Annotated in this window: 22 protein-coding genes and 1 tRNA gene; 14 read left to right on the forward strand and 9 right to left on the reverse strand. The window is 68.6% G+C overall.

All coding sequences use genetic code 11. From position 1 onward, the window contains the following. Nucleotides 1-5: 5 nt before the first annotated feature. From NHN26_RS04875 to NHN26_RS04890, 4 genes are all read left to right on the forward strand, one after another. A tRNA-Tyr gene (locus NHN26_RS04875) sits at nt 6-89 on the forward strand. Between the two features lie 146 nt (nt 90-235). Beyond that, nucleotides 236-418: a hypothetical protein gene (locus NHN26_RS04880; RefSeq protein WP_253088384.1), complete on the forward strand. Its 183-nt coding sequence runs from the start codon at nt 236-238 to the stop codon at nt 416-418. 74 nt (nt 419-492) lie between these two features. Further along, nucleotides 493-1,500 (forward strand): GT-B fold glycosyltransferase domain-containing protein, encoded by a 1,008-nt coding sequence (locus tag NHN26_RS04885; protein WP_253088385.1) that lies wholly within the window; start codon nt 493-495, stop codon nt 1,498-1,500. 162 nt (nt 1,501-1,662) lie between these two features. After that, complete coding sequence (locus tag NHN26_RS04890) at nt 1,663-2,949, forward strand: O-acetylhomoserine aminocarboxypropyltransferase/cysteine synthase family protein (RefSeq protein ID WP_253088386.1); 1,287 nt, start codon at nt 1,663-1,665, stop codon at nt 2,947-2,949. A 45-nt stretch (nt 2,950-2,994) separates the two neighbouring features. On the opposite strand, the gene NHN26_RS04895 is transcribed toward NHN26_RS04890, so the two are convergent. Next, nucleotides 2,995-3,681: an SIMPL domain-containing protein gene (locus NHN26_RS04895; RefSeq protein ID WP_253088387.1), complete on the reverse strand. Its 687-nt coding sequence runs from the start codon at nt 3,679-3,681 to the stop codon at nt 2,995-2,997. 169 nt (nt 3,682-3,850) lie between these two features. Here NHN26_RS04895 and NHN26_RS04900 point away from each other — a divergent pair, with 169 nt between their 5' ends. Further along, nucleotides 3,851-6,553 (forward strand): hypothetical protein, encoded by a 2,703-nt coding sequence (locus NHN26_RS04900; protein WP_253088388.1) that lies wholly within the window; start codon nt 3,851-3,853, stop codon nt 6,551-6,553. Between the two features lie 84 nt (nt 6,554-6,637). On the opposite strand, the gene NHN26_RS04905 is transcribed toward NHN26_RS04900, so the two are convergent. The 5 genes from NHN26_RS04905 to NHN26_RS04925 all read right to left on the reverse strand — a co-directional run bounded on the left by NHN26_RS04905 (nt 6,638) and on the right by NHN26_RS04925 (nt 11,564). Continuing rightward, nucleotides 6,638-7,147 (reverse strand): CarD family transcriptional regulator, encoded by a 510-nt coding sequence (locus NHN26_RS04905; protein WP_132544446.1) that lies wholly within the window; start codon nt 7,145-7,147, stop codon nt 6,638-6,640. Between the two features lie 273 nt (nt 7,148-7,420). After that, nucleotides 7,421-7,759: a ferredoxin FdxA gene (gene fdxA / locus NHN26_RS04910; protein WP_153749133.1), complete on the reverse strand. Its 339-nt coding sequence runs from the start codon at nt 7,757-7,759 to the stop codon at nt 7,421-7,423. Nucleotides 7,760-7,810: 51 nt separating this feature from the next. Next, the gene (locus NHN26_RS04915; protein ID WP_253088389.1) at nt 7,811-8,191 is read right to left on the reverse strand and encodes an RNA-binding S4 domain-containing protein; all 381 of its coding nucleotides are present in this window, start codon (nt 8,189-8,191) and stop codon (nt 7,811-7,813) included. A 4-nt stretch (nt 8,192-8,195) separates the two neighbouring features. Further along, nucleotides 8,196-10,982, reverse strand: a complete 2,787-nt coding sequence (locus NHN26_RS04920; protein ID WP_253088390.1) for a helicase-related protein — start codon at nt 10,980-10,982, stop codon at nt 8,196-8,198. 21 nt (nt 10,983-11,003) lie between these two features. Then, nucleotides 11,004-11,564 (reverse strand): tetratricopeptide repeat protein, encoded by a 561-nt coding sequence (locus tag NHN26_RS04925; RefSeq protein ID WP_253088391.1) that lies wholly within the window; start codon nt 11,562-11,564, stop codon nt 11,004-11,006. A 68-nt stretch (nt 11,565-11,632) separates the two neighbouring features. Between NHN26_RS04925 and NHN26_RS04930 the strand changes: the two genes are divergently transcribed. The 9 genes from NHN26_RS04930 to NHN26_RS04970 all read left to right on the forward strand — a co-directional run bounded on the left by NHN26_RS04930 (nt 11,633) and on the right by NHN26_RS04970 (nt 22,080). Next, a complete protein-coding gene (locus NHN26_RS04930) occupies nt 11,633-11,920 on the forward strand; it encodes an SCP2 sterol-binding domain-containing protein (protein WP_253088392.1) in 288 nt (95 codons plus the stop codon). 17 nt (nt 11,921-11,937) lie between these two features. Continuing rightward, a complete protein-coding gene (locus tag NHN26_RS04935) occupies nt 11,938-12,918 on the forward strand; it encodes an alpha/beta fold hydrolase (RefSeq protein WP_253088393.1) in 981 nt (326 codons plus the stop codon). Nucleotides 12,919-12,958: 40 nt separating this feature from the next. Then, entirely contained in the window at nt 12,959-13,966 is a 1,008-nt protein-coding gene (locus tag NHN26_RS04940) for a ligase-associated DNA damage response exonuclease (RefSeq protein WP_435594175.1), read from the forward strand. After that, on the forward strand, nt 13,963-15,555 hold the full coding sequence (locus NHN26_RS04945) for an ATP-dependent DNA ligase (RefSeq protein ID WP_253088395.1): 1,593 nt from the start codon (nt 13,963-13,965) through the stop codon (nt 15,553-15,555). Before NHN26_RS04940 ends, NHN26_RS04945 begins: the two co-directional genes overlap by 4 nt. 62 nt (nt 15,556-15,617) lie before the next feature. Further along, nucleotides 15,618-16,985: an FAD-binding oxidoreductase gene (locus NHN26_RS04950; RefSeq protein ID WP_253088396.1), complete on the forward strand. Its 1,368-nt coding sequence runs from the start codon at nt 15,618-15,620 to the stop codon at nt 16,983-16,985. A 384-nt stretch (nt 16,986-17,369) separates the two neighbouring features. Further along, the gene (locus NHN26_RS04955; protein WP_253088397.1) at nt 17,370-18,938 is read left to right on the forward strand and encodes an OpgD/OpgG family glucan biosynthesis protein; all 1,569 of its coding nucleotides are present in this window, start codon (nt 17,370-17,372) and stop codon (nt 18,936-18,938) included. Beyond that, nucleotides 18,935-19,108, forward strand: coding sequence for a hypothetical protein (locus NHN26_RS04960; protein WP_253088398.1), 174 nt, complete (start codon nt 18,935-18,937; stop codon nt 19,106-19,108). Before NHN26_RS04955 ends, NHN26_RS04960 begins: the two co-directional genes overlap by 4 nt. 10 nt (nt 19,109-19,118) lie before the next feature. Next, nucleotides 19,119-20,891: a glucans biosynthesis glucosyltransferase MdoH gene (gene mdoH, locus NHN26_RS04965; RefSeq protein WP_253088399.1), complete on the forward strand. Its 1,773-nt coding sequence runs from the start codon at nt 19,119-19,121 to the stop codon at nt 20,889-20,891. Continuing rightward, complete coding sequence (locus NHN26_RS04970; protein WP_253088400.1) at nt 20,878-22,080, forward strand: OpgC family protein; 1,203 nt, start codon at nt 20,878-20,880, stop codon at nt 22,078-22,080. Before mdoH ends, NHN26_RS04970 begins: the two co-directional genes overlap by 14 nt. Nucleotides 22,081-22,084: 4 nt before the next feature. Here NHN26_RS04970 and NHN26_RS04975 read toward each other — a convergent pair whose 3' ends face one another. The 3 genes from NHN26_RS04975 to NHN26_RS04985 all read right to left on the reverse strand — a co-directional run bounded on the left by NHN26_RS04975 (nt 22,085) and on the right by NHN26_RS04985 (nt 25,892). After that, nucleotides 22,085-23,893 (reverse strand): SUMF1/EgtB/PvdO family nonheme iron enzyme, encoded by a 1,809-nt coding sequence (locus tag NHN26_RS04975; RefSeq protein WP_253088401.1) that lies wholly within the window; start codon nt 23,891-23,893, stop codon nt 22,085-22,087. A 77-nt stretch (nt 23,894-23,970) separates the two neighbouring features. Next, nucleotides 23,971-24,930, reverse strand: coding sequence for an ABC transporter ATP-binding protein (locus NHN26_RS04980; RefSeq protein WP_253088402.1), 960 nt, complete (start codon nt 24,928-24,930; stop codon nt 23,971-23,973). Continuing rightward, a complete protein-coding gene (locus NHN26_RS04985; protein ID WP_253088403.1) occupies nt 24,927-25,892 on the reverse strand; it encodes an ABC transporter ATP-binding protein in 966 nt (321 codons plus the stop codon). The genes NHN26_RS04980 and NHN26_RS04985 overlap by 4 nt, the downstream gene beginning before the upstream one ends. Nucleotide 25,893 lies beyond the last annotated feature (1 nt).

The following is a 25,893-nucleotide window of genomic DNA, read 5'->3' on the forward strand; positions in this document are numbered from 1 at the left end:
ACTCAGGGCGACGCGCTGCAAGGTGCGGCAGCGGACTGTAAATCCGCCGGGGAGACCCATGCCTGGTTCGATTCCAGGGTCGCCCACCACTTCCCCCTCCCGACACATCCTGAAGGCCCGGCGCGCTGGCACAACTGCGGCCGTTCTTGCGGACGCCGCCACATTCTTGTCGCCACATTTTCGCCAGATTTCTGCCCCAGTTTCGTCGCGGAATCGGTACGAAGGGGACAGGCGGATGACCGGAGTGATTCAGATGATCCTGTCGCGTGGCGTGGCCCTGCCCGGGCTGGCGGCGCGGGGGCTGATCGCGCGGGGGCAGGCGCTGATCGAGGAGCGTGACCGCGCGCGGATCAAGGCCCGGCTCGACTGGCGCGCGCCTTCGGGACGCTTGAGGTCGCGCAAGATGTGTCGGCGCTGAGCGGGCCGAACCGGCTTTTCCGGCCCGGACGGGCTGCATATACTGGCCTGAACGACCGGGCAGGACCATGGCCGATGGCTGGGACGGGGACGAGAACGGGCGGCAGGTTCGACGTCGTGATCGTCGGTCAGGCCGGACGGCTGCAATACGAGGCGGTGCTGTTCGCCGCCTCACTGCGCGCATCGGACCCGGATTTTGCGGGCCGCCTGATCGTGGCCGAGCCGCAGCCGGGGCCGCTCTGGCCCGCCGATCCGCGCATGGACGATCCCGGCGCGCGCGACTTGCTGTCAGAGTTCGGAGCCGAGATCCTGGGATTCGAAAGCCGCGCCTTCGGGGCCGCCTATCCTTACGGCAACAAGATCGAGGCGCTGATGGCGCTGGAGGCGGAACGACCCTTCGTCTTCTTCGACACCGACACGCTGATTACCGGCCCGCTGTCGCGGGTGCCGTTCGATTTCGACCGACCCTCGGCCTCGATGCGGCGCGAGGGAACATGGCCGGTGATCGAGCCCTACGGGCCGGGCCAGTCCGCGATCTGGAAATCGCTCTATGACCGGTTCGGGCTGGATTTCGACAGCTCGCTCGACCCGAGCCAGCCCGACGACTACTGGCAGCGCTATCTCTATTTCAACGCGGGCTGGTTCTTCCATCGCTGCCCGGTCACATTCGGCCGCCGTTTCCTCGACATCGCGACCGCGATCCGCGACGACCCGCCGCCGGAACTGGTCTGCCAGCCGCTCGATCCCTGGCTCGACCAGGTAGCGCTGCCGCTGGTGATCCATGGGCTTGGCGGCGGGCGGCCGGGGCCGGAGCTTGCGGGGCTTGACGGCGACACGACCTGTCACTGGCGCACGCTGCCGCTGCTATACGCCCGCGAAAGCGACCGCGTGATCGCCCTGCTGGAACGGATCTGCGCCCCGAACAAAGTCAAGAAGGTTATCAAGGCGCATGAGCCGATCAAGCGTTTCGTCTATCAGGGCAAGGGGGCCAGGGCGCGGGCGCTGTTCGACCGCGCGGCCCTGCCCCGGCGCGAACAGGCGATCCGCAGCATTCTTAAACGGCACAATCTCTGGATGCGCTGAGCGGGACAGGCGGATGATCGGACCGGCCGGACCAGCGCCGCAGGGCCAGCGTTCCGGCCCCGACGGCAGCCGCGGGAGGCTGTCCTTTTGCCCGCCCCCATGTTGCCGGGTTGCGGGCGATGGCCTAATGCTGGCGGCAAACGGACAACAGGGAGAGTTCCGATGAGCGAGGCTCCGCAATACGGTTTCGACACGTTGCAGGTGCATGCGGGCGCGCGGCCCGACCCGGCCACCGGCGCGCGGCAGACGCCGATCTACCAGACCACGGCCTATGTGTTCCGCGATGCCGACCATGCCGCGGCGTTGTTCAACCTTCAGGAAGTGGGCTATATCTACTCGCGGCTGACCAATCCCACCGTATCGGTCCTGGCCGAACGCATCGCCACGCTTGAGGGCGGGGTGGGCGGCATCTGCTGTTCCTCGGGGCATGCCGCGCAGATCATGGCGCTGTTCCCGCTGATGGGGCCGGAGCGCAACCTGGTCGCCTCGACCCGGCTTTACGGCGGCACGGTCACGCAGTTCAGCCAGACGATCAAACGCTTCGGCTGGTCGGCCAAGTTCGTCGATTTCGACGATCTGGACGCGGTGCGGGCCGCCATCGACGAGGACACCCGCGCGATATTCTGCGAGGCGATCGCCAACCCGGGCGGCTACATCACCGATCTGGACGCCATCGCGGGCGTGGCTGACGCCGCCGGCCTGCCGCTGATCGTCGACAACACCTCGGCCACGCCCTATCTGTGCCGCCCGATCGAGCATGGCGCGACGCTGGTCGTTCATTCGACCACCAAGTATCTGACAGGCAACGGCACCGTCACGGGGGGCGCCATCGTCGATTCGGGGCGCTTCGACTGGTCGGCCTCGGACAAGTTCCCCTCGCTCGCCCACCCCGAACCCGCCTATCACGGGCTGAAATTCCACGAGACTTTCGGACCGCTGGCCTTCACCTTCCACGGCATCGCCGTGGGCTTGCGCGATCTCGGCATGACGATGAACCCGCAAGCGGCGCATTACACGCTGATGGGGATCGAAACGCTGTCGCTGCGCATGCAGCGCCATGTCGAGAACGCGGTCAAGGTCGCAAGCTGGCTGGAATCCCATCCCAAGGTGGCCCGTGTGACTTATGCCGGGCTGCCCTCCTCGCCCTGGCACGAGAGGGTTGCGCGGATCTGTCCCAAGGGTGCCGGGGGGCTGTTCACCTTCGCGCTGAAGGACGGCTATGAGGCCTGTGTCCGGCTGGTCGGCGCGGTCAACCTGTTCAGCCATGTGGCGAATCTCGGCGACACGCGCTCGCTGATCATCCACCCGGCCTCGACCACGCACCGGCAGTTGAGCGAGGCGCAGCAGGTCGCCGCCGGTGCCGCACCCGATACGCTGCGCGTTTCGATCGGGATCGAGGACGCCGCCGACATCATCGCCGACCTGGAACAGGCGCTGGCCATGGTCTGAGGCAGTCCGGGCGGGGCGCGGTGGCGCGCCCTGCCCTTCTCGGGATTACTCGCCCAAGGCAAAGACCATCCGGACCCGCGCCTCGATGGCCAGTTCACCCGGCGCGACGGGGACCGCGTCGCCCCCCATCCGGGCGGCCTCGAACCTGACCGGATGCGGCATGTCGGCGCCTTCTTCTTCAAGAGACAGCACCGGACCCAATGTCAGCCCGGCAGCATCGGCCAACAGCGCGGCCTTGCGCAGCGCCTCGGCCACGGCGCGGCGGCGGGCCTCGTCGCGCAGCGGTTCGGGGTTCTGCATCCCGAAGCTCAGCCCCTGGAACCGGTTCGCACCCTCGGAAATCACCCGGTCGAGCGTCCCGCCCAGCCCGTCCAGTTCGCGCACCCGCACGCTCAGCGTGTTCGAGGCGGAATAGCCGGTGATCTGCGCCCGCTGGCCCTGCTCGTGCCCGGTCCAAACCGGCGACAGCGAGAGCCCGGCCGTCTGCAGGTCGCGCGGCTCGATTCCCGCGGCGCGCAGGCTGTCGAGTACCCCCGCAAGATCGGCCGAAACCCGGTCCATTGCCGCCTCGGCGGTTTCAGCCTCGTGGGTGACGCCAAGGGTGATCGTCGCCATGTCGGGCGCGGCCTCCGCCACACCCTGACCGGTAACGGTCAACCGGGCGGGCGTCTCGGCGGCGACGGGAAAAGCCAGCATGCCGAGAAGTGCGAGAAGGGCAAACGGTCGTCTCATGGCGGTGGTTCCCTAGCTTTACTCCGGGCTGAGCATCGCGCGCTGCAGCGCGCGCGGCAAGGCACCTTCCCTGAATTTGTAGCGAGGCTCTTCTATGGCTCGGCATTTTCCTGCTATGGTTCCGCGATACTGGTTTGGAACCGGCGGGCGACCGGTTTAGAAAGCGGTGATGGAACCAGCCTTCGCGCTCACGCTCTCCGAAGACGGCATCGGGCTTCAGCACCGCGGCAAGGGCGGCTGGAAGAAGCTTGGCGACGTGTCGCTCGACGATCCGGGCCTGGGCGAGACACTGAAGCTCATGCGCGGCACCGCCGAGGGGCTGGCAGGCGGACGGCTGCTGACCAAGCTGGTGATTCCGGACAGTCAGGTGCTTTACACCACCCTTCCCGTCACCGGCGACAGCCCCGCCGAAAAACGCGCAAGCCTGCGACGCGGGCTCGACGGGTTGACGCCCTATGCGCTGGACGACCTGGTATTCGACTGGCAGGAAACCGGGGCGGGCACCGCAAGGCTGGCCGTGGTTGCGCGCGAAACGCTGGTCGAGGCCGAAGCCTTCGCGGCGCAGCACAGGTTCAATCCGGTCTGCCTTGTGGCGTGCCCCTCGGAGGACAGGTTCGCGGGCGAGGCCTTCTTCGGCCCGACCGCGCTGGCCGCGACGCTTCTGTCCAAGAACGAGAGACCCGAGCCTGAGGCACCAGCATCGGAACGCCAGGGCGGCCGGTCCGGCCCCACACGGGGCAGCGAACGCCCCGCCGCGGCGAAAGCGACGCCCAGCCCGGCGCCGAAACGCAAGCCGAAAGCCGAGCCTCCCGTCGCTCCGCCCGCATCCGAAGCCAGACCTGCCCCGACGAAGGATGCGCTCCCCGCTGCCAGACCGGCGGATCCGGCTGTGCCGTTCTCCACCCGTCGCCGCGCCGAGGATCAGTCACCCCCACCCTCTGTCACCGATGCCCCGACCGAAGAAGCCCCCTCCGGCAGCGCATCGCGGCTGAGCCTGTCCCTGACCGACGCGCCGGGCCGCGCGGCAGATGCAGCGACATCGGACAAGGCCACACCCAAGTCCACAACGGTCGCGCATCCGACGCCCCCGACGGCACGGATGCCACCGGTTCGAGTGCCCTCGGCCGATCCGGACCCGGTCGTCCGGCCCGCCGCCCGGATCGCATCGTTCCCGCCGCTGGGATCCGGCGCATCAAGAACCGTCGAGGGCCACGGCAAATTGCGGCTTGGGCTGGCCCTGACCGGCGGGCTGGTCGTCGCCATGGCGGGGATCGCCCTCTGGTCGCTGCTGCCCGAAGCCGCCGACCGCGCCGATGCCCCGATAACGGTTGCCGACACCGGAACCGTGCCGGACACACAGAGTGACGCGGACCTCGCCGCCCTTCCTGACGACCCGGCCGGGGCTCCTGCAGAAGCCGAGAACATCGCGCCGCCCACGCTCAGCGAAACCGAAGCGGCGGAAAGTTACGCGACCACCGGGCTGTGGCAGCTTGCGCCCGAGCCGATGACGGCGCCGCCGCCCGACCGGATCGAGGATCTTTTCGTCGCGGCGCTCGATCCCGCGATTCGTCCGCCCGGCGCGTCCGTCCTGCCCGATCCGCGCGTCAGCCAGGGCAATGATCTGCCACTGCCCTTGCAGGCCGACCCGCCGGGACAGGACGAGGTCTTCGTTCTGGATGAGCGTGGCCTTGTGGCGGCAACGCCGGAGGGTGCGCTGACCCCGGACGGTGTTCTGGTCTTTTCAGGCCAGCCGCCTCTGGTGCCGCGCGGCCGGACCGCCGAGCCGGTGACGGATCCCGAGGCCCCCGGCGCGGTTGCCGAGAGCGCGGCCGAGACAGCCCCCGCCGCCCCCGTCCCGGACCCGTCCGAGGCGCCGGAAGCCGCCAGTGGTGCGCCCGCTGCAGCGCCCGGACCGGCCCCCGCGGTGGACACCGAACTGGACGTGATCGTGACGGAAGGGCCACCGGACCTGATCCCGCCTGCGCGTCCCGAGATCCTGGTCACGGTGACCGAGGGGCGCCCCCGCCTCGTGCCGCCGCCACGGCCGCAGTCCCAGCCGACAGCCGCCCCGACCGAGGGGGCCGATCCGCAGCCGGATCTGCTCGCACCGGCCGAACCCGACACTGGAGCCGGGATATCGCCCGAACCCGAGCCCACCCAAGGCGACGAGACGGGCGCGGCCCAACAACCCTCTGGCGACACGACCACGGATGCGGGATCGGGCGCGTCGGCCAACCCCACGGACGTCGCCGCCACGGACGCCGATCCGGCCCTGGCGGCGCGGTTGGCCGCCATCCGCCCGCGTCTGCGCCCGGCTAACCTGGTGCCCGACCCCGTCGCTGCGCCGCCCGCAAGCGCGCAAGCCGCGGCCACTCCCGGATTGCGCCCCGTCGCGCGACCGGCCGCGCTGGCCGCCGCCGCGCCGCCGCCACCGGTCGATCGCTCTGCGGATATCGAAGCCGCCCTTGCCGACGCGATCGAAGCCGAGCAGGACGCCTTGGCATCCGCGCTTGCCATTGCCCGATCACCGCGCCCGGCCTCGCGGCCCTCGGACCTGGCCAGTGGTCTGGCTGCCCTGGCGCCCGCCGTTCCGGCTGCCGCAGCAGTCGCGGCACCGCGTATCCCGACCACGGCGAGTGTGGCGCGTCAGGCCACGCTGCCCAAGGCGATCAACCTGCGTCAGATCAACCTGATCGGGGTCTACGGATCGTCCGGTGAACGCCGCGCGCTGGTGCGGCTCGCGAACGGGCGCTACGAAAAGGTCAAGGTCGGCGATCGGCTGGATGGCGGGCAGGTCGCGGCCATCGGCGAAAGCGACCTGCGCTATGTCAAGAACGGCCGGAACGTGGTTCTGGATCTGCCGGGCCGCTGATCCCTCTCGCGGCATCTCGGATGTGACCACGAAAAAGGCCGTGGCGCGGGGGCCACGGCCTCGAGGGGTCGGTATCCGAGCCGATCAGGCAGCGCGCGAGACCAGAACCTCGTCCACCTGCTTCTGCGCACCGGCTTCGTCCACACCGGACACCGCCGCGACCTCGCGGGTCAGCCGTTCCAGCGCCGCCTCGTAAAGCTGACGCTCGGAATAGGACTGCTCGCGCTGGTCGTCGGTGCGATGCAGATCGCGCACGACTTCGGCGATCGAGATCAGGTCGCCCGAATTGATCTTCTGTTCGTATTCCTGGGCGCGGCGCGACCACATCGCCCGCTTGACCTTGGCCTTGCCCTTCAGCGTCGCCATCGCCTTGGACACGATGTCAGGCGTCGAGAGCGAGCGCATCCCGATCTCGGTGGCCTTGTTGGTCGGCACGCGAAGCGTCATCTTGTCCTTTTCGAAGGAGATTACAAACAGCTCGAGCGGAATGCCCGCGATCTCCTGCTCCTCGATCGACACGATCTTGCCAACGCCATGGGCGGGATAGACGACGTAGTCGTTGGGGCGGAACTCGGCTTTCTTGGTCTTCGACATTCAGTTCTTCCTCGCATGGACCCCTGCACAGCGCCAGCCACCAAGCCGGAAACGCGTCATTTCCGACAGTTTTGATGCTCTGACGCTAAAAACCACCCCGCAGACGTCTCTGTGTGCGCGGGGAGATCAGGATTCGGTCGGCCATTTATGAAGAGAAGGTAACACGAAAAACGCTGCGAGGAAAGCACCTCGACGCAGCCGCACCCCCAAGGCTTTGGGCAGCAATATTATTAAACGCCCGAAAACGGGCGCGAAGGGCAGGCCGGCAGGGCCTCAGCCCCCCTCGCCGGGCGCTTCGGAGAAGTACTTCTCGCGCTTTCCGGTCTCACCGTCGCGTTCGGTGGCCTCGGGCAGCGGGTCCTTGCGGGTGATGATCACGGGCCAGACCTGGGAATACTTGCGGTTGAACTCGACCCATTCGTCCATATCGGGTTCGGTATCGGGCCGGATCGCGTCCGCGGGGCATTCGGGCTCGCACACGCCGCAGTCGATGCACTCGTCGGGATGGATCACAAGCATGTTCTCGCCCTCGTAGAAGCAGTCCACGGGGCAGACCTCGACGCAATCGGTGTATTTGCAGGCGATGCAGTTGTCGGTGACGACATAGGTCATGGGCGGGCCCTCGGTTTTCTTGTTGGGCAGGAACTAGAACACCCGGGCGGATCATTCAAGCGGGGGTTTGTTCAGGCGCCCGATCTGTCGGCGGTCCTTTTTCGTGGGCCGCCCGTTGCCCTCATATCGCGGATTTTCGAGGGGTATTTCCTTGATCGGGGTCAAGTCCTCGTAGAGGGTGCGCGCCTCGGTCGCGGGGCCGCGACGGTCGCCGGGCGCGAGGATGCGCACCACGCGGATTTCGTGGCCCTGCGGGAATGTCAGCGTGTCGCCGGGCCCCACGCGGGCGCCCGGCTTGTCGGTGCGGTTGGCATTGACCCGCACATGCCCGCCCGAGACCAGCGCGGCGGCCAGCGTGCGCGACTTGACGAACCGCGCCTGCCAGAGCCACTTGTCCAGCCTTATCGTCGGGCGGGGGCCGGGGTCGCTCACGCGGTCAGGACTTGTCCCTGAGCCCCATCAGCGCGGCGGCGAAGGGGTTGTCGGGGTCGATCGGCTTTTCCTTGCGCGGCGGGCGGGCCTCGAAATTCTGCGGCTTGTCAGGGCGCGGACCGCCCGGCTTGCCCTTGGGCTTGCCGCCGCGCGGCTTGCCCTTGGCATGGGGCCGCTCGCCGCCGCGCGGCTTCTGGCCGCCCGCCTTGCGACGCGGCGCCCAGGCGAAGGTATAAAAGACCTCGATCTCGGGCGCGCCCGCCCCGGCGGCAGCCTCGGCTGCGGGTGTCTCGGGGGCCGGTGTCTCGGAGACGGGTGCCTCGGGGCCGGGCATTTCGGCTTCGGCCGGGACCGCCTCTGCCGCGGCTGCGCCCCCTTCGGCGGACCCCTCCTCCTGCGGCGTCGGCGCGGGCTTGACCTTTGGCCGTTCGCCGCGCTCGGCGCTGTAGCCCAGACCCCGCATCAGGTCGGCGAACTGTTCCAGCGTGGTGCCGGTGATCGAGAGCATGTCGGGCTTTGCCTCGAAGCCGCCCCGGGTATCCTCGGCGCGCAACAGATCGGCAAGCCGTTCCAGCATGTCGATGCGGATCGCCCGCGTGCCTGCCGGGCGGTAGCCCGCCAGCATGTAATGCTCGACCGGCACCGCCTCGATCGAGGGGATCGTCACCAGGCCGGGCGGCGGGCTTTCGGGGAACTCGTCCAGCCCCCGATGCAGCGACCACAGCACCAGCCGCAGCCGCGTCGGCGCGGGTTTCAGCAGAAGCGGCATGAAGATCGTGAACTGTCCGAAGCGGATGCCGTGCTTGCGCAACGCGCTGCGGCTTTCCTGGTCCAGTTCCTTGACCTCCTGGACGACGCCATCGCGCGGCAGGATTCCCATCGCCTCGACCAGACGGAAGGCGAAGCCGCGGGTCAGCCCGGTCAACGCCTCGTCGCGCTGCAGGTTCAAGAGCGGCTCGAACAGGGTCGCCACCCGGCGGTCGATGAAATGCTGAAGTCGGCGGCGGACCTTCTCGGTCACCTCGACGCCGGCCTCTTCATCGACGAAGGGCTCGACCATGGGTTTCAGCGGATCGGCGCCTGCCAGCAGCTTGCCCACGGCATGGTTGCCCCACATCAGCCCGCCCTGCTCGGTGAAATCGAACTCGGTATCGGGCGAATTGTAGAAGCGGTCGGCGCGCAGGTGGAATTCCGGGCCCAGCGCCGCCAGCGCCGCCTGGCGCAGCATGCGCGCCTCGTCCGGGCTGGCCGAGGCATCCTGACGGAACCGGAAGCCTTCCAGACGGCCGACGAACTGCCCCTCGACCGTCACTTCACCCTTGTCGTTCACCTCGGCCACAAGGCTCTCCTTCTGCTTCAACCGGCGAAGGAGAACGCTCGTCCGCCGGTCAACAAATCTCTGCGTCAGCGCGCCATGCAGCGCGTCGGACAGGCGGTCTTCTACAGCGCGGGTGAGGCCCCGCCAATGGCCTTCGTCCGCGACCCAGCCCGATCGCTGCGCGACATAAGTCCACGTCCGGATATAGGCCAACCGTTTCGAAAGCGTGTCAATGTCGCCGTCTGTCCGGTCGATTCGCTTGACCTGACGCGCCAGCCAGTCGTCGGGCACCCGCCCGCCTTGGTGCAGGAAACCGAAGATGCGTTCCAGAAGGCCGGTATGCTCGACCGGGGAAATGCCGCGGAAATCCGGTATCCGGCAGACATCCCACAGAAGTTTCACGTCGCGCGCATCCCCGAGGCGGTCGCGCAGATCGGGCAGCGCCGAAAGCGTCTTGAGCGCGTGCAGATCGTCGGCCTCGCGCCCGCGGGTCAGCCATTCGCCCGCGGGGCGCGCCTCGAGCGCGGCGATCAGCCGCTCGGGGCTGACGAAATCCAGCCTGGAATTGCGCCATTCCAGCTTGCGCACTGGGGCAAAGAGGTTCTCGACGATGGCATCGGCCACCTCTGCCTCCAGCGGCCGCGCCTCGCCGGTCACGCCGAAGGTGCCGGGCTGGGTGTGCCGTCCCGCGCGGCCCGCGATCTGGGCCAGCTCGTTGGCATGCAGCGGCCGCATCCGGCGGCCGTCGAATTTCGACAGGGCGGAAAAGGCGACATGTTTGATGTCGAGGTTCAGCCCCATCCCGATTGCATCCGTCGCCACCAGGTAATCCACATCGCCGTTCTGGTAGAGTTCGACCTGCGCGTTGCGGGTACGCGGCGACAACGCGCCCATCACCACCGCGCAGCCGCCCTTCTGGCGGCGGATCAACTCGGCGATGGCATAGACATTCTCGACCGAGAACCCGACGATGGCGGACCGCGGCGGCATCCGGCTGATCTTTTTCGAGCCGGTATAGGACAGATCCGAGAACCGCTCGCGCCGCATGAATTGCGCGCGCGGGATCAGCGCAGCGATGGCGCTGCGCATCGTGTCGGCGCCCAGGAACAGCGTCTCGTGCAGCCCGCGCGCGTTCAGTAGCCGGTCGGTGAAGACATGGCCGCGCTCGGGATCGGCGCAAAGCTGGATCTCGTCCACCGCCAGGAAATCGGCCCCCGTGCCCACCGGCATCGCCTCGACCGTGCAGACCCAGTATTGCGCACGATCCGGCACGATCCGTTCCTCGCCGGTGACCAGCGCCACCACGGACGGCCCACGCAGGGCAACGATCCGGTCATAGACCTCGCGCGCCAGCAGCCGCAGCGGCAGGCCGATCACGCCGGTCCGGTGGGCCAGCATGCGTTCGATGGCGTAATGGGTCTTGCCGGTATTGGTCGGCCCGAGGACCGCAACGACCCTCGCCTGATCTGACATCTTCTGCCCTTTCGCCCAGCCTCAGAGCGTGCGGCCAGAGGTCAGCAACTCCAGCCGCTCGACGGCTCCTTCTAGGTCGGGATCGTGGGGATGTATAGCGCGGGCTGCCAGATAGGCGTCGCGGGCCGCCTCAAGCTGCCCGGTCTCCTCGAGAATCGCGCCAAGTCCGGAAAGCGCGCCGAAATGGCGCGGGTTGAGTTCCAGCGTGCGCGCCAGATCGGCGATGGCGGGCCCGTAAAGCCCGGCCCGGAAATAGGCCAGCGCGCGCGCATTGTAGCCTTCGGCGAAGTCCGGCGCGTGGTCGGTCAGCGCGGTGAGATGCGCAATCGCGGTCTCGAACGCGCCCGCCGTGATCGCCTCGCGCCCGCGCTTGAGCAGCAGATCCATCGAAGGCGAGCCGGATTTCGCCCATTCGTCCCAGATCTCGCGCTCGACCTGTTTCCAGTTCGGCAGATCGGGCCGCTGCAATTCGTCCAGCAGCGCTCCCGCCCGGTCGTCTTCCGCCCAGGCGGCGGCCGACAGGCAGAATGCTGCGCAAATTGCCGTGACGAGAGGATTGAGAATGTTCCACCGCGTGCCCATAACGAAAGAGATTAGAGCAACCAGCGGGAAAAGCGATATCCCCCCGCATTCACGATCGGAGGATTTCCATGAGCGACGTGATAGAAAAGGCAGTCGAGACCCTGAACGCAAAGATCGACGGGGGCTTCGACGGCGTCGCCAAGTTCGTGATCGAGGACGAGGGCGCGATCATCGTCGATTCCGAGGGGGCCCATGCCGCCGACACGCCCGCCGAGGTGACACTGACCGCCTCGCTCGACACGTTCCGCGACATGATGGAGGGCGATCTGAACCCGACCACGGCCTTCATGACGGGCAAGCTGCGGATCGAGGGCGACATGGGCAAGGCGATGCAGCTTGCCCATATATTCACCTGATCGAGCGCAAGGAAACTATGGACCGCGCGCCCTTTCACAACGACATCGCCGAAGGCCCCGGGGACGCCGTCGCGTTCTGGGCCCTGGCTCCTGACGGGGTCCGCGTCCGCGTGGCGGTCTGGGGGGCGGCGCGGGCGCGGGCCACGGTGCTGCTGTTTCCCGGCCGCACCGAATATGTCGAGAAATACGGTCGCGCGGCGGGCGAACTGGCGGCGCGCGGTTTTGCCACGGTAGCCGTCGACTGGCGCGGCCAGGGGCTGGCCGACCGGCTGCATGACGATCCGGTGCTTGGTCATGTAGACCGGTTCGACACCTACCAGCGCGATGTCGCGGCGATGCTGGATGTTGCGCAGGCCCTCGATCTGCCCCGGCCGTTTCACCTGCTGGCCCATTCCATGGGCGGCTGCATCGGTCTGCGCGCGCTGCATGAGGGGCTGGATGTCGCCTCGGCCGTGTTTACGGCGCCTATGTGGGGCATCCGCTTTTCGCCGCTGATGCGCCGCGCCGCCTGGGCGCTGAGCGCGGCAAGCCGTCCGCTGGGGCTGGACCGGCGGGTCACACCGACCAAGGGGGGCCGCACCTATGTGCTGGCCTGCCACTTCGATGACAACGAGTTGACCGGCGATCCCGAGATGTTCGGTTACATGCGGCGCCAACTGGCCGCACGGCCCGAACTGGCGGTTGGAGGGCCCAGCCTGGGCTGGTTGCACGAGGCGCTGCGCGAGACGCGCCTGTTGGCGCGGATGCCGCCGCCGCCGGTGCCCACGCTGACCTATCTGGGAAGCGACGAACGCATCGTCTGCCCGAACGCGATCCGCATGCTCAAGGGCGCCTGGCCCGCAGGCACGCTGCGCGAGATCGAGGGCGCCCGCCACGAGGTGATGATGGAGGACGCGCCCACCCGCACCCGCGTCTTCGACGAGGCGGCGGCGCATTTCACGCGCCATGCCGCGCCACGCCCGCCCATGCGCATTCTCGACCGCATCGGCCAGTTGTAAGCCGGTGGCCCGGCCAGCCGCCTGACCCATATTGGCTCCCATGTCCGTCCTGACCTTCACCGAGCGCGGCATCTTCTGCCCCGCAGGCAACTTCTTCATCGACCCCTGGGCGCCGGTGGACCGCGCGCTGATCACGCATGGCCATTCCGATCACGCCCGGCCAGGCCATCGCCGCTATCTGGCCACCGCCCCGGCCGCGCCGGTGATCCGCCACCGGCTGGGCGGGATCGCGCTGGACACCATCGGCTATGGCGAGCCCCGCCGGATCGGCGATGCGATCGTGTCCTTTCACCCCGCGGGCCATGTGCCCGGTTCGGCCCAGATCCGGGTCGAGGTGGCGGGCGAGGTCTGGGTCGTCTCTGGCGATTACAAGACCGAGGCGGATGGCCTGTCGGAACCGTTCGAGCCGGTCCGGGCGCATGCCTTCGTCAGCGAATGCACCTTCGGGCTGCCGGTCTTCAGCTGGGCACCGCAGGCGCAGGTTCTGGCCGGGATCGACGACTGGTGGACCGCCAATGCCGCCGAGAGGCGCTTCAGCCTCTTGGGCGCCTATGCGCTGGGCAAGGCGCAGCGGCTTCTGGCGGGTGTGGATGCCGGGATCGGCCCGATCCTGACCCATGGCGCGATCGAGGCCACCTGCGCGGTGATGCGCGGGCAGGGGATCGCCCTGCCCCCGACCATTCCGGTCACGCCCGAAACCGACCTCAAGGCCCATGCCGGTGCGCTGGTTCTGGCGCCGCCCTCGGCGCTGGGCGGGGCCTGGGCGCGGCGTTTCGGGGCGGCAGCGATGGGCCTCGCCTCGGGCTGGATGGCGCTGCGCGGCGTGCGGCGCAGGCGCGGCGCGGATCGCGGCTTCGTGCTCTCCGATCATGCCGACTGGGCCGGGCTGAACGAAGCGATCCGCGAAACCGGCGCGGAGCGGGTTTTCGTGACGCATGGATATACAAGCGTGTTCCGCCGCTGGCTGGCCGATCAGGGCTACGACGCCGAGATCGTGCGCACCGCCTACGAGGGCGAAACCCTCGACAGCGCCGAGGACGCGCCATGAAACGCTTCGCCGCCCTGTTCACCGCGCTGGACCGGACCACCCGCACCAATGCAAAGATCGCGGCGCTGGCCGCCTATTTCACTGATGCGCCCCAGAACGACCGGCTCTGGACCGTGGCGCTTCTGTCGGGCCGCCGCCCGCGCCGGGCGGTCACGACTACGCGGCTGCGCGAATGGGCGGCGGAACGGGCGGGGCTGCCGCTCTGGCTGTTCGAGGAATGTTACCCGGTGGTCGGCGACCTTGCCGAAACCATCGCGCTGGTCTTGCCGCAAGCAAGCGGCACCAGCACGGCCAGCCTGTCGGACCACATGGCCGAAATCACCGCGCTGGCGCAGATGGACGAGCCCGCGCGCAAGGCGCGGATCCTGGCCACCTGGGACAGCCTCGACGGAACGGAACGGTTCCTGTTCAACAAGCTCATCACCGGGGGGTTTCGCGTCGGTGTCAGCCAGACGCTGATGACCCGCGCGCTGGCCCGGGCCACCGGCATCGCCGAGGCCGATCTGTCGCATCGGCTGATGGGCGACTGGACGCCCGCGACGACCACATGGGCCGCGCTGATCGAAACGCCCGACCCGACGGCCGCGCTGTCGCGGCCCTACCCCTTCTACCTTGCCTATCAGATCGAGGGGGACCCGCAGGCGCTGGGCGATCCCGCCGACTGGTGCGCGGAATACAAGTGGGACGGCATCCGCGGGCAACTGATCGTCCGGGGCGGGACGCATTTCCTGTGGTCGCGCGGCGAGGAACTGATGACCGACCGCTTCCCCGAACTGGCGCAGGCCCGCGATTTCCTGCCCCCGGGCACCGTGATCGACGGCGAGATCCTTGGCTGGGCCGATGACCGCCCCTTGCCCTTTGCCGCGCTTCAGAAACGCATCACCCGCAAGAGCCTGTCGAAACGGCTGCTGGCCGAGGCGCCGGTCGTGCTGAAAGCCTATGACCTGCTCGAGGAGGACTGCACCGACCTTCGCCCCCGCCCGCTGGCCGAGCGCCGCGCCCGGCTGGAGGCGTTGTTCGCCCGCCTGCCCGACCGCGCGCCGCTGCGCCTGTCGCCGCTTCTGCCCTTTGCCGACTGGGCGGCGCTGGCCGAAACCCGCGCCGCCGCCCGCGCCGCGGGGGCCGAGGGCGTGATGCTGAAACGCGCCGCCGCACCCTATCTGGCGGGGCGGAAAAAGGGCGATTGGTGGAAATGGAAGCTCGACCCGCTGACGGTCGATGCGGTGATGATCTATGCTCAGGCGGGACATGGCCGGCGCGCGACGCTGTACACCGATTTCACCTTCGCGGTCTGGGACGGGGGCGATCTGGTGCCCTTCACCAAGGCCTATTCCGGCCTGACCGATGCCGAGTTCCGCGAGATAACGGCCTGGGTGCGCCGGAACACGCTGCAACGCTTTGGTCCGGTGCGGCAGGTCAAACCCGAGCATGTCTTCGAGATCGCCTTCGAGGGTATCCAGAAAAGCCCGCGCCACAAGTCGGGCATCGCGCTGCGCTTTCCGCGCATGGCGCGCTGGCGTCGCGACAAGCCCCCGGCCGAGGCGAACACGCTGGACGACCTGCGCACGCTGCTGGAAAGCCACGGCTGAGCCCTTGCAATCCGCCCACCGACGCGGTTGATCTGGGCCGCACCCCGCGACAGGAGACGAGAATGGGCGCCCTTGCCGAGATTGCCGACATCCTTGGCCCGCGGCTATCGACCGGAGAGTCGGTGCGCGCGCTGCATGGCCGGAACGAGGCGCATTTCCCGCCGGCGCTGCCCGAGGCGGTGGCCTTCCCCGAAACCACCGCCGAGGTCGCCGCGATCATGCACGCCTGCGCCGCGCATGGCCTGCCGATCACGGCCTTCGGCACGGGCAGTTCGCTGGAGGGCCAGCATCTGCCGATCCGGGGCGGGCTGAGTCTGGATCTGTCGCGCATGGACCGGGTGCTTGCGATCCATCCCGAAGACCAGATCGCAGTGGTCCAGCCCGGCCTGACGCGCACCCGCCTGAATGCCGATTTGCGCGCCACCGGGCTGTTCTTTCCGGTCGATCCGGGCGCCGATGCCTCGCTGGGGGGCATGGCCGCGACGCGGGCCAGCGGCACGACGACGGTGCGCTATGGCACGATGCGCGAGAATGTCCTCGCGCTCGAGGCGGTGATGGCGGATGGCGCGGTGATCCGCACCGGCAGCCGGGCGCAGAAATCCTCCGCCGGGTATGACCTGACCCATCTTCTGGTGGGCAGCGAGGGCACGCTGGGCATCATCACGGAACTGACGCTGCGCCTGCATCCCCAGCCCGAGGCGATCTTGGCCGCGACCTGCCGCTTTGCCAGCGTGGCAGCGGCCGTCGATTGCGTGATCGCGGTGATCCAGTCCGCCATTCCGATGGCCCGGATCGAGCTGGTCGATGAAATCATGGTGCGCGGCTTCAACCTTCACTCCGGCACCGATCTGCCTGAAAGCCCGCATCTTTTCCTTGAGTTTCATGGCAGCCCCGCCGCCGTTGCCGAACAGGCCGCCGCCTTTCGCGAGATCGCGGACGGGTTCGGCGTCGCAGTCTGGCAGGACGCCACCACGACAGAGGCCCGCAGCGCGCTCTGGGCGATGCGCCACAACGCCCACCACGCCACCGGCGCGCTGGAGCCGGGCAAGCGGACGCTGGCCACCGATGTCTGCGTGCCGATCTCGAAGCTGGCCGAAGCGGTGGTCGAGGCGCAGGATCTGGCCCGCGCCATGGGCCTGACCAGCGCCATCGTCGGCCATGTCGGCGACGGGAATTTCCATTGCGGCGTGCGGGTCGATCCCGACGATGCCGCCGGGATGGCCCGCGCGCTGGAGTTCTCGGGGCGGCTGGCCGAAACCGCGCTGCGGCTGGGCGGCACGGTCTCGGGCGAGCACGGGATCGGGATCGGCAAGCAGAAATACATGGCCGCCGAGCACGGGGCCGCGCTGGACTGGATGCGCACGCTCAAGGCCGCGTTCGACCCGGCCGGACTGCTCAACCCCGGCAAGATGCTGCCGCCCGAAGGCTGAGTGCGGGGCAGGATCGGCCCGGGCGCCAAGGCTTTGCATGCGCAGCATTGCTCCGAGCCAACCGGGCCGGGGACGAGATCGCAAACCGCCTCCGGAATCGCCGCGCCGGCACGTCTTGAGCAGATTTCCGCCTATGAGGCAGGGGTTTAGCGGGCAATGCAATCATCTGCGCCGAATGTAACATTGCAGCCGCTGAAGGATTCACCAAATTCCGCCGACAACGCCCGCGGGAACGGCGTGATTCTGCCGTGCAGCATGACGAAATTGCGACATACCGGGACAGGGCGCGTTTCTTGTGGCAACCAGTGATGCAGGCCGCGGCGCAGGAGGTACCTGATGACAGAAGGTTTTCCCACCTCGGGACGAGGGTCGGCCGTGGCGAACATGACGCGTCGCCAGGCACTTGGCGGACTTTCCTGCTCGGTCGCCGCCGCGGCCTTGCTGCCCCGTGATGCCCTGGCGCAGCAGGAAATGGCCCCCTTGCCCGAGCCCGAGATCTTCTCGTTCGATCTGCTGGCCGAACGGATGCGCGGGCGCGCCGCAAGCGCCTATATCCCCGCCGCCCAGCATGAGGGCCTGATCGCCGGGCTCGATTACGACGCCTATCGCCGGATCCGGTTCCGGCCCGACCATGCCCGCTGGCAGGGCGAGGGCTCGTTCTTCCGGCTGCATGCCTTCCACCCGGGCTGGCTGTTCAAGACGCCGGTCGCGGTCCACGAGGTGGTGGACGGGGTGGTGCAGCCGATGGGCTTCTCGGCCGAGGATTTCGAGTATGAGGGCACGCTCGCCGACCGGGTTCCCGCCGACATGGCGCTGCCCACGGTGGCGGGCTTCCGGCTGCATGCACCGTTGAACCGTGCCGATATCTTCGACGAGGTGGTGGCATTCCTGGGCGCCAGCTATTTCCGCGCGCTTGGCCGCGGAAATGTCTACGGGATCAGCGCGCGCGGGCTGGCCGTGAATACCGCCATCGGCGGTCCCGAGGAGTTCCCGCACTTCAGCGAGTTCTGGATCGAACGCCCGGCCCAGGGCGCGACCGCCGTCACGCTGTTCGCGGCCCTCGACAGCCCCTCGGTGACCGGCGCCTACCGGTTCGAGATCGTGCCGGGCGAGACCACGGTGATGGAGGTAACGGCCCGGCTGTTCCTGCGCGAGGATGTCGCGCAACTGGGCATTGCGCCGCTGACCTCGATGTATCTGCTGGGCGACAACGACCGCGGCGCCTTTGACGATTTCCGTCCGCGGGTGCATGACAGCGAGGCGCTGGTTCTGAACACCCGTGGCGGCGAGACTTATATCCGGCCGCTCAACAACCCGCCGCGGCTGGCCAGTTCCTATCTGGGCGCGCGCAACCCCGCCTCGTTCGGGCTGATCCAGCGCGATCGCGCCTTCGAAAGCTATCTCGACGCGGGCGCGCATTACGAGCTGCGCCCCTCGTTGGTCGTCGAGCCGCTGGGCGACTGGGGCAAGGGCTCTGTGCGGCTGGTCGAGATCCCGTCTGATCTGGAAGGAAACGACAATATCGTGGCCTTCTGGGTGCCCGAGGGCAAGGTCCGCAGAGGCGATGCGCTCGAGGTTGCCTACCGGCTGCACTGGGGCATGACACCGCCCGGCGATGGGTGCGGGGAACGCGCGCGCATCGTCCGCACCCGGGTCGGCAAGGGTGGCGTCGCGGGTGTGCGCAACGTCCATGACCGCCGCAAGTTCGTGATCGACTTCGAAGGCGGCACCCTGTCCGGGCTGCCCGCCGATGCAAGGCTCGAACCCGAAACCCATGCCAGCGGCGGCGAGATCGTGGAGGCCGTGCTGTCCCGGGTCTCGGGAACGAATATCTGGCGGCTGGTGATCGAGGCCAGCGCGCCCGATGGCGGACTGGTCGAGTTGCGCGCGGGCATCACCGGATTCGGGCGCGACCTCAGCGAAACCTGGCTTTACCAATGGATCAAGGAATGAGTGCCGAACGTCTGATCGAGCCCGAGGCCTCGACCGCGGTCGAGGACATGCACTGGGCGCCGCCTTTCGCGCCGATAGAGATGCCACGCCAGGTGCTGGAAGCCCCGCACCGTGCGGGCGTGATCGCCTGGCTGACGCGGCTCTTGCTGCGTCCGGTCCAGCACGGCTGAGTCCCCCGGCATGGCCCGTGTTCCCGCCCCCGATTTCCGGACGCTGACGCTCAGGACCGCAGCGATCAGCTTTGTCGTGCTCGCGGCTGGGGCGGCCGCGGCCTTGCTGGCCGCCGCCTCGACCGAGGACGGGGTGCATCTGTGGGATGTGGTGCGCACCACGCTGATCTTCGTGACCACGGCCTGGCTTGCCTGGGGAGCGGCGGGGGCCTTTGTCGGCCTGCCGAACCGGCGCCGCGGCGTCGTGCCGCCGCCATTGACCCTCCCGCAACCGCCGACCGTGGTGCTGGTGCCGATCTGCAACGAGGACCCGGTGACGACCTTTGCCCGGATCGCCGCGATGGACGGCTCGATCCGGGCGGCGGGGCTGAATGTGGACATCGCGATCCTGTCGGACACCCGCGACGACCTGGCCGCGGCGCGCGAGCGGGATGCCTTCGCCCGCCTGCTGGCCGAGACCGGCGGCGCGGGGCGGTTGTTCTATCGCCGCCGCATGGACAACCGGGGCCGCAAGGCCGGAAATATCGAGGATTTCATCCGCACCTCGGGCGGAGCCTACCGGTTTGCCGTGATCCTCGACGCCGACAGCCTGATGGAGGGCGAGACGATCCGCCATCTGATCGCGCGGATGCAGGCCGACCCGAAACTGGGGCTATTGCAGACATTGCCGAAAATCATCGGCGCGCGTTCGCTGTTCGGCCGCGCGATGCAGTTCTCCGCCGCCTTCCACGCGCCTGTCTTCGCCCGCGGGCTGGCGCGGATGCAGGGCGCGACAGGGCCGTTCTGGGGGCATAACGCCATCATCCGGGTCAAGGCCTTCGCAGAAAGCTGCGGGTTGCCCGCGCTGAATGGCCAGCCCCCGTTCGGTGGGCACATCCTCAGCCACGACTATGTCGAGGCGGCGCTGCTGGCGCGGGCGGGATGGAAGGTGGAACTTGACGAGACCATCGAGGGGTCGTTCGAGGAAGGCCCCGACAACATCCTTGCCCATGCCCGGCGCGACCGCCGCTGGTGCCAGGGCAACCTTCAGCATGCACGCCTTCTGGCGGCCCCTGGCCTTGCCCCCTGGAGCCGGTTCGTCTTTGTCCAGGGCATCTTTGCCTATGTCGCCTCGTTGTTCTGGGGCGCGTTCCTCATCGCCTCGATCGCGGCTGCCGTCACGGCGCCGCCGCCGAACTATTTCCCCGAACCCTATCAGCTTTTTCCGGTCTTCCCCTCGGACCGAACCAAGGAAATCGTGACGCTTGCGCTGGGGATCGTGGGGCTTTTGCTGCTGCCCAAGCTTTCGATCCTTGGGGCTGCCGCGCTGTCCGACCGGACAAGAGGCTTTGGCGGAAAGGCACGGGCCGCAGGCTCGGTGCTGGCCGAGATCGTGCTGTCCTCGCTGCTGGCGCCGGTGATGCTGATGTATCAGTCCCGCGCGGTGATGCAGGTTCTGGCGGGGCGCGATGGCGGCTGGCCCGCCAACCAGCGCGGCGAGGGGCGTCTGGGCCCTGGCCAGAGCCTGGTGGCAGGGTTCTGGATCTTTGCCGGGGGCGCGATCGCGCTGGCCGCGGTCAAGATGCTCGCCCCGTCGTTGGCGATCTGGCTGCTGCCGATCTGCCTGCCGATGCTGGCCGCACCGTTTCTGATCTGGGCCAGTTCGCACCCGATTGCCCGCGGTCTTTTCACCACCCCCGAAGAGACCGACCCCAGCCCGGTGATCCGCTCCTTCCACCGCTGGCAGGCGAGCTTGAGCCAGCCCGCCGCGCAGCCGAAGGAGGCACTCGATGCGGCCGCGTGAGCCCGAACCCCGGCTCAAGCGGCCACGCGATCCGCGGATCGACGCATTCCGCGGCCTCGCGCTGGTGATGATCTTCATCAACCACGCGCCCAGGAACCCCTACGAGCAGTTCACCAGCCGGAATTTCGGCTTCTCCGACGCGGCCGAGGCGTTTTTCGTGATGTCGGGCATCGCGGCGGCGCTGGCCTATTCGGCGCGCTTCGAGCGGGGTGCGCTGGCGCAGAACGGGCTATGGGCGGCGGTCCGGCCGGTCTGGGGGCGGGCCTGGACGCTGTATCTGACGCAGATCTTCCTGACGGCCTGGGCCATCGCGATCTTCGCCTGGGGTGCGACCACCTTCGGGCTGCCGGAGCTGCTGACCAAGATCAACCTGAGGCAGGTCTTCCAGAACACCGAAGCGGCGCTGATCGGCATTCCGGCGCTGACGCATCAGCTGGGCTATGTCAACATCCTGCCCGCCTATGCGGTGCTGCTGCTGGCCACGCCGCTGGCCCTCCATATCGGGCTGCGCAGCACGGTTGCACTGGCGCTGATCGCGGCGGTCCTGTGGTTCTGCGCCGGGTTCTACCGGCTCAACCTGCCGAACTATCCCAATCCGGGCGGCTGGTTCTTCAACCCGCTGTCCTGGCAGGCATTGTTCTTCACCGGCCTTCTGATCGGGCTGCGCCTGCGCGAGGGCAAGCGGCTGGTGCCGAAATCGGCCATCCTTTTCGCGCTGGCGGCGGGTTATCTGGTCTTCGTTATCTGCTGGATGAAGATCGGACCGCTGGGCCAGTGGATGAACAACCAGCTTTGGCAGCTTGGCAAGGCCGGGGCGCCGTTCCACCTGATCTCGCACAACAAGACCTATCTGGCCCTGCCCCGCCTTCTGCATATCCTGGCACTCGTCTATGTGCTGTCCTGCATTCCGGCCGTCACGCGCCTTACGGGAAGTATCGCGTTGGCGCCGCTCAGGCTGCTGGGACGGCAGGGATTGTTGACCTTCGCCTCGGGCACGCTGATCGCGCTGTTTCTCCAGGTGATCTTCCAGGGCTATCCCGATGAGGTCTGGCTGCGCTGGTCGCTGCCGCCGCTGGGGGTTCTGGCCTTGCTGGCAATCGCGGCGCTGCGCGAGGCCGCGTCCCGGCCGCGATCCCGCCCCGAGGCTGCGCCGCACGCCTCCGCGGGGGTGACGGTTCCGGCCGAATGACGGTTCAGGGCCCTGGCCGGACGACGCGCATCCCGACATTCGCCTGCCGCTGCGCTGCGGGGATGCCCACGCGGTAGGTGACGCGCAGATTGGCCAGCGGATCGTCCCAGGATCCGCCGCGCAAAACGCGGCTGGAACACAGTCCCTCGGTGCGTGCGCTGCCATCGGCGGCTGCGCCCCGGTGGCTGTCGTTCCAGCAATCCGCCGTCCATTCCCACAGGTTGCCGGCAAGATCGAATAGCCCGTAGGCATTCGGCGGAAACGACCCGCGCGCGGCGATATCGGGCGCGCCATCGTCGCAGGCGGTGTTGCGCCAGCGAAACCGCGACGAGGCATCGGCCGCATTGGCATGGCCGCAGGCGTTCTCGGCGCCGCCATCCCACGGATAGGGGCCGTCCCCCCCTGCCTTCAACGCGAATTCGAACTCGGCCTCGGAGGGCAGCCGATAGCCCGCGCCCGGCGCCTGTTCGTTCAACCAGGCGGTGATGCGCATGGCGTCCTCCCAGTTCAGGCAGGCGGCAGGCGAGCCATCCGTCACGTCATAGCCGGGCGCGCCCCAATAGGCCGTCCGGTCCATTCGCATGCGCCCATCCGCCGTCCAGACATAACAGCCGCGCGGGATCGTCTGGCCGGTCTCGGCCTCGTAGCGGCGCAAGAGACCCACCGAGACCTCGTGCTCGGCCATCAGGAAGGGGGCGAGCGTCTGGGGGGTGGCGGGCCGCTCGGCGGCGGGAGCCTGCAGGTCGGGCGAGCCCAGCACTGTCGCGCCGCCGGGCACGCGGACCATGGTCGGACAGAACTCGCACTCGCGCGTCGGGGCAACGGCGACCGGCGCAGGCACAGGTTCCGGGGGCAGATCGGGCGAGGTCAGCGCACTCCGCTCGGGCAGGAGGGCCGCCAGTTCGATCGCGCCCAGCCGGTCGCGCGCGACCTCGGCGAACAGCCCGTGCGGGAAGGCGTCGAGATAGGCGCGCAATGCCTCTTCCCCGGCCGCTTCGCCCAAACCCTGCCACATCGCGATATCCTGCGCCGTGTCGTCGGGCGGCGGGGGTGCTGCGGGGGCAAGGTAGACCTCGCGCAGCAGCGATGAGGTCGACCAGGGGCGTTGCCGCCCGGCGGTCGTCTCGAACACATCCGCACGCACTCGGGTCATCATCGCGTTGATCTCCAGCCCCGCGGTCGCGACATGATCCAGCACCGCCTCGGTGAATGGACTGTGCCGCCCTGCCCCGTCAAAGGCGACGCGGCCCGGATCGGTGGCGAATCCCACGAACAAACCTCCGGCCGTCTCGACCGGCGCCAGCCCCCGGCCCAGAAGCGCCGTGGACCGCGCCTGCCCCATGGCGCGCGAAAGCTGCGTCTCGAACGGGTTGTCGCGGCAGGCGTCCAGCAGCACGATACTGGTCTTGGCGCTGCGCTCCATCTCGGCGATCACCAGATCCAGAGGCAGGGCGTAAAGGTCCAGATCGCCCTCGCGTTCCAGCGCCGCATCGGTCGGGATCAGGTAGTTCCGCCCCGCCATCTGGATGCCGTGACCGGCGTAGAAGAACAGCGCCAGATCAGCCCCCTCTGCCTGTCGGCCGAAATCACGGATGCGCGCGCGCATCGCCGCGCCGTCTAGGTCGAGCCCGCGTTCGACCTCGAAGCCGATCCGCTCCAGCGCCGCGGCGACCGCTTCGGCGTCATTGCCCGGGTTCGGAAGCGCGGGCGCCATGTCATAGGCCCCGTTGCCGACTACCAGCGCCACGCGCCGCTCGGCCAGCCCCGGCAGGGCCGCCAGGAAAAGGATCACGATCCCGACAATGATCCGCATGGTTCCCGCTTGCGCTGTCTCCCTGACACAAGGGTAGCGATTCGCTGGGCGTTTGGCCAAGGCCGTGTTCCCGGGCCTCAGCCCCCCTCGGGGAAGAAACAGGCGACCTTGTGCCCGTCGCCCTCCAGCTCCGGCCGTTCGGCGCGGCAGCGCGCCTCGGCCTTCCAGCAGCGCGCGGCGAAGGCGCAGCCGGGCGGGATGTTCAGCGGCGAGGGCAGTTCGCCGGTCAGCTTGATCCGCTCCTTGCGGCGGGCGGGGTCGGCCACCGGCGTCGCGGACAGCAGCGCGCGTGTATAGGGGTGGCGGGGCTGGCCGAACACCGCGTCCTTGGTGCCGGTCTCGACCGCGCGGCCGAGATACATCACCATGACCTCGTCACAGACGTGGCGCACCACCGACAGGTCGTGCGAGATGAAGAGATAGGTCAACCCCAGCCGGTCCTGCAGGTCGAGCAGCAGGTTCAGGATCTGGCTCTGCACCGAGAGGTCCAGCGCCGAGACGGGTTCGTCGAGCACCAGAACCTTCGGCTCCAGCATCAGCGCGCGGGCGACAGCGATCCGCTGCCGCTGCCCGCCCGAGAACATGTGCGGGTAGCGGCCGTAGAATTCGGGCCTGAGACCCACCAGCCCCATCACCTCGCGCACCTTCGCCTCGCGCTCGGCGCGGGTCATGTCGGGGCGGTTGATCTTGAGCGGTTCGGACAGGATCGCGCTGATCCGCTGGCGCGGGTTGAGCGAGCCGTAAGGGTCCTGGAACACGATCTGGACGGCGTCGCGGTGCGCGTCCCACCGGTCGGGCGTGATCTCGACACCGTCGATGGAAAACCGGCCCGCACTCGGCGACTCGATCATCGTGACGACGCGGGCGAGCGTGGACTTGCCGCAGCCCGACTCGCCCACCACCGCCAGCGTCTTGCCGCGCGGGATGGCAAAGCTCACCTCGGACAGCGCGCGGATCTCGCGCGGCTTGCCGAACAGGCCGCCGCCCACCTCGTAGAACCGCGACAGGCCCTCGGCCCGGACGACGGGATCGCTCATGCCCGGCCCTCCAGCGGGTGATGGCAACGCGCAAGGCCCAGATCGGGCGCCTGGACGGGCGGCGGCGTGGTGCGGCACAGATCGTCGGCAAAGGCGCAGCGGGGCGCGAAAAGGCAACCCCCGGGCCGGTCGAACTGGCCCGGCACCACGCCCGGAATGGTCGGCAAGAGCCGCGTCGTGGCGCGTTCGGGCAGCGCGGCCAGCAGCGCCGAGGTATAGGGGTGGTGGGGCGTGGCGAACAGCGGTCCCACGGGCTGTTCCTCGACCTTCTGGCCGGCATATTGCACGCTGACCCGGCGCGCGGTCTCGGCCACCACGCCCATGTCGTGGGTGATCAGGATCAGCGCCATGCCGGTCTCGGCCTGCAACTCGGTCAGCAGATCGATGATCTGGGCCTGGATCGTCACGTCGAGCGCGGTGGTGGGTTCGTCGGCGATCAACAGGCGCGGACGGCAGGCGATGGCCATGGCGATCATCACCCGCTGGCTCATCCCGCCCGACAACTGGTGCGGATAGGCGTTCAGGCGGCGGGCGGGATCGGGGATGCCCACCATCTCCATCAGGTCCAGCGCGCGGGCCTCGCGGGCGCGGGCATCCAGCCCCATATGCTTCTTCAGCCCCTCCTTGATCTGGAAGCCCACAGTGAAGCAGGGGTTCAGCGACGACATCGGCTCCTGAAAGATCATCGCGATGTCCTTGCCGATGATCCGGCGCCGGGTGCGCGGGGCGAGCTTGCGCAGGTCCTGCCCGTCAAAGCTCATCTCGTCGGCGGTGACCGTCGCGGTCCAGGGCAGAAGGCCCATCAGCGCCAGCATCGACACCGACTTGCCCGAGCCACTTTCGCCGACGATGGCCAGGATGTCGCCAGCCTCGACCGCCACGTCGACGCCATCCACCGCGCGGAAGCTGCCCGAGGCGGTGGCGAACTCGACCGTGAGGTTGCGGATCGACAGAAGCGCCATG

The sequence above is a fragment of the Rhodovulum tesquicola genome (assembly GCF_024128855.1).
Taxonomy (GTDB): Bacteria; Pseudomonadota; Alphaproteobacteria; order Rhodobacterales; family Rhodobacteraceae; genus Rhodovulum; species Rhodovulum tesquicola.